At 76.3% G+C, this 3,401-nt stretch carries 3 protein-coding genes; 2 read left to right on the top strand and 1 reads right to left on the bottom strand.

Annotated features, from left to right (window positions below):
* The coding region (locus ABZW03_RS38805) for a uroporphyrinogen-III synthase (RefSeq protein WP_355269277.1) at positions 1-415 on the bottom strand (415 nt) is incomplete at its 3' end.
* 192 nt (positions 416-607) lie between these two features.
* On the opposite strand from ABZW03_RS38805, the gene ABZW03_RS38800 reads away from it, so the two are divergent.
* Entirely contained in the window at positions 608-2,761 is a 2,154-nt protein-coding gene (locus ABZW03_RS38800) for a molybdopterin oxidoreductase family protein (protein ID WP_355269279.1), read from the top strand.
* Positions 2,758-3,315 (top strand): FAD-dependent oxidoreductase, encoded by a 558-nt coding sequence (locus ABZW03_RS38795; protein WP_355269275.1) that lies wholly within the window; start codon positions 2,758-2,760, stop codon positions 3,313-3,315. The genes ABZW03_RS38800 and ABZW03_RS38795 overlap by 4 nt, the downstream gene beginning before the upstream one ends.
* Positions 3,316-3,401 lie beyond the last annotated feature (86 nt).

Below are 3,401 nucleotides of genomic sequence, written 5' to 3'. Positions count from 1 at the left end.
AGAGTAGTGGTTGGCGCGGGCCTTGAACTTGGTCCCGTTGGGCGTCTCGTACGCCTTCGGGACGGTCACCACCCGGATCAGCCCCGGTGGCCTTGGGGCCGCGGCTGAGCACCACCGCGCCGCGGCAGGCCTCGGCGAGCACGGCGCCCCGGCCCCAGCCCTCGGCGGCGCTCATCCAGCCGCGCCAGCCGACCCCGGTGGTGGCCACCACGTAGTCCAGCGGGCCGGCCAGGCAGCGCTCGGTGGCCTCGCGCAGCGCGAGGTCGTCGGCGAGCGGCAGGATGCGCAGCACCGGGGCCTCGACCACCTGGGCGCCGCGCCGGGTGAGCAGCGCGGTCAGCTCCTCGCGGCGGCGCGCGGCGGTGACGCCGACGGTGTAGCCGGTGAGGGGCCCCGGCTGGGTGAGGGTTGCCATGCCGGTCACCCTCCGCCGCGCGTGTTACGGCGGCATTGCCCGTCCGTCACCTGCCGGTAAGCGAAGGCGGCGCCGAGGTTACGGCAGATGTCCGACCGCGCACCCCGTGGCCCGGGCAGCGTGAGCGAGGTGTACCGCGCCCGCAACACCGGCGACCCGGGCGCGAAACAGCGGGCGGCGAACTTTCTCGGCATGACACCGACCGCCGCCGTGGCCGCCACCGACACCCACTGCCCGTACTGCTCGCTGCAGTGCGGGATGCGGCTGGCGCCGGGTACCGACCTGCCCGCCGAGGTGCTGGAGCGCCCCGACTTCCCGGTGAACCGCGGCGCGCTCTGCGGCAAGGGCCGCTCGGCGCCCGCGCTGCTCGCCCGGGACGTCCGGCTGACCGGCCCGCTGCTGCGCGACCGCCCCGGCGGGCCGCTGCGCTCGGCCGGCTGGCCGGAGGCGCTGGACCGGGTGGCCGCCGGGCTGGCCGGGGTACGGGCGGAGCACGGGCCGGACGCGGTCGGCGTGTTCGGCGGCGGCGGGCTGACCAACGAGAAGGCGTACCTGCTGGGCAAGTTCGCCCGGGTCGTGCTGGGCACCGCCAACATCGACTACAACGGCCGGTTCTGCATGTCCTCGGCCGCCGCCGCGCACCGCCGGGCCTTCGGCCTGGACCGCGGCTTGCCGTTCCCGCTCGCCGACATCCCGCACACCGGCTGCCTGATCCTGGTCGGCGGCAACCCGGCCGAGACGATGCCGCCCGCCGTCCGCTACTTCCGCGAACTGCGGGAGAACGGCGGCCGGTTGATCGTGGTCGACCCGCGCCGCACCCGCACCGCCGAACTGGCCGACCTGCACCTCCAGCCCCGCCCCGGCGGGGACCTGGCGCTCGCCCTCGGCCTGCTGCACCTGGTGATCGCCGACGGCCTGGTGGACCGGGAGTTCGTCGACCGGCGGACCTCGGGCTTCGAGCGGGCGCGCGAGGCGGCGATGGCCCACTGGCCCGACCGGGTGGAGCGGATCACCGGCGTCCCGGCCCACCAACTACGCGAGGCGGCAGGCCTGTTCGGCCGGGCGGCCACCGGCATGGTGCTCACCGCGCGCGGCCCGGAGCAGCAGAGCAAGGGCACCGACACCGTCGGCGCCTGGATCGACCTCTGCCTGGCCACCGGCAAGGCCGGCCGCCCGTACAGCGGTTACGGCTGCCTGACCGGCCAGGGCAACGGCCAGGGCGGGCGCGAGCACGGCCAGAAGGCCGACCAACTGCCCGGCTACCGCTCGATCGAGGACCCGGCGGCGCGCGAGCACGTCGCCGCCGTCTGGGGCGTCCCCGCCGAGAGCCTGCCCGGGCCCGGCGTGTCCGCGTACGAGCTGCTGGACGGCCTCGGCCGCCCCGGCGGCGTCCGGGCGCTGTTGCTGGCCGGCTCCAACCCGGCGGTGTCCGCGCCGAACGCCGGGCACGTCACGGAACGGCTGCGCGCGTTGGACCTGCTGGTGGTCGCCGACGTGGTGCTCTCCGAGACCGCGCGGCTCGCGGACGTGGTGCTGCCGGTCACCCAGTGGGCCGAGGAGGACGGCACCACCACCAACCTGGAGGGCCGGGTGATCATGCGCCGCCGCGCGCTCGACCCGCCCGAGGGCGTGCGCAGCGAGCTGTGGGTGCTGCGCGAACTGGCCGCCCGGCTGGAGGTGTCCAGCGGGTTCCCGGTCGCGGCCGAGCAGGCCTTCGAGGAACTGCGCCGCGCCTCGGCCGGCGGCGACGCCGACTACGCGGGCATCAGCTACGACCGGATCGCCGCCGAGGACGGGGTGTTCTGGCCCTGCCCGACCCCGGACCACCCGGGCACCCCCCGGCTCTTCCTGGACCGCTTCGCCACCCCCGACGGCCGCGCCCGGTTCGCCGCCGTCACCCACCGCCCGGCCGGCGAGGAACCGGACGAGGACTTCCCGCTGTACCTGACCACCGGCCGGGTGCTCGCCCAGTACCAGAGCGGCGCGCAGACCCGCCGGGTCGCCGAACTGAACGCGGCCGCCCCCGGTCCGTACGTCGAACTGCACCCGAGGCTCGCCGAGCGGCTCGGGATCGCCGACGGCGAGCCGGTGGCCGTCACCAGTCGGCGCGGTCGCGCCGTCGCCCCGGCCCGGGTGACCGACGCGATCCGGCCGGACACCGTCTTCATGCCCTTCCACTGGGCGGGCGCCGGTCGGGCCAACAGCCTCACCAACCCGGCGCTCGACCCGGTCTCCCGGATGCCGGAGTTCAAGCTCTGCGCCGTCCGGGTGGAGCCGGCGGGTACGGAGTCGGCTGTCGCGGAGTCGGTCAGCACGGCGCCCGCCCGCCAGGAGGTCGCGCCGTGACCCCGAGGATCGCCGTGGTCGGCGGTGGCATGGCGGCCGCCCGCTTCGCCGAGCGGTACGGCGCGCTCGGCGGGCCGGGCGAGGTCACCGTGTACGGCGCGGAACCGCGCGCCCCCTACAACCGGGTGCTGCTCGCGGAGGTGCTGACCGGGCGCTACGACGCCGAGTCGATCGCGCTGCCGCTGGGCGGGGCCGGGGTCAGGACGGGCAGCGAGGTGGTCGCGCTGGACACCGCGGCGCGGACCCTGCGGCTGGCCGACGGCACCGTCGAGGTCTGGGACGAGCTGGTGCTCGCCACCGGCGCCAACCCGGTGCTGCCGCCGGTGCGCGGACTGCGCCGCACCGACGGGTACGGGCTGGTCGAGGGCGTGCACACGCTGCGCACGCTGGAGGACTGCGCCCGGCTGGCCGAGGAGGCCGTCGGCGCCCGGCGGGCGGTGGTGATCGGCGGCGGGGTGCTCGGCGTGAGCGCCGCCCGGGCGCTGGCGGCGCTCGGTGTCCGGAGCGAAATCGTCCACCAGGCACCGTACTTGATCGAACGTCAGCAGGATTAGCACGCCGAGCGCCGCGACGCACGCGCTGACGGTGAACACCGCGTCGTAGCCGTGCCGTTCGCCGCCGTCGGCGAGCAGCGGACCGC

The organism is Kitasatospora sp. NPDC004799 (assembly GCF_040609095.1).
Lineage (GTDB): Bacteria > Actinomycetota > Actinomycetes > Streptomycetales > Streptomycetaceae > Kitasatospora.
The sequence above is the reverse complement of the archived record's forward strand: the minus strand, read 5'-3'. Positions and strand labels throughout refer to the sequence as shown.